The organism is Frankia sp. CcWB2 (genome assembly GCF_977927585.1).
The window spans coordinates 16685-17169 of sequence record NZ_CDWRCM010000027.1; the positions used below are offsets into that span (position 1 = coordinate 16685).

Below are 485 nucleotides of genomic sequence, written 5' to 3' on the forward strand. Positions count from 1 at the left end.
GGCCGAGGGCTTCGACCTGCGGTGGGACTGGGAGCGGCGCAAGGCGCTCGCGGGCTTCGCCGGGATCGACTGGCCGGTGGAGTATGGCGGCCGGGGCGGCACCCCGGGGATGATGGCCGTCTACGACCAGGAGATGCAGCTCGCCCGGGCGCCGCGCTCGGTCAACACGCTGGGCCTGGCCTTCCTCGCGCCGACGGTGATGGCGGTCGGGACACCCGAGCAGAAGCGCGACATCCTCGGGCCGATGCTGCGCAACGAGGTGATCTGGTGCCAGGGCTTCTCGGAACCCGGCGCGGGCTCCGACCTCGCGGCGCTGCGTACGTCCGGGGTGCTCGACGGGGACGAGTACGTGGTCAACGGGCAGAAGGTCTGGACGACGTTCGCGAACCGCGGAGACAAGCTCTTCACCCTGGTCCGGACCGAGCCCGGCAGCCGGCGCCATCACGGCATCTCGCTGCTGCTCATCGACATGCACGCTCCCGGGG

General features: G+C 71.5%; 1 protein-coding gene. It reads left to right on the forward strand.

The annotated features are described in order from the left end of the window. Positions 1–485, forward strand: a 485-nt coding sequence (locus tag ACY45C_RS05030) for an acyl-CoA dehydrogenase family protein (protein WP_462186475.1), incomplete at both ends; no start/stop codon positions are given.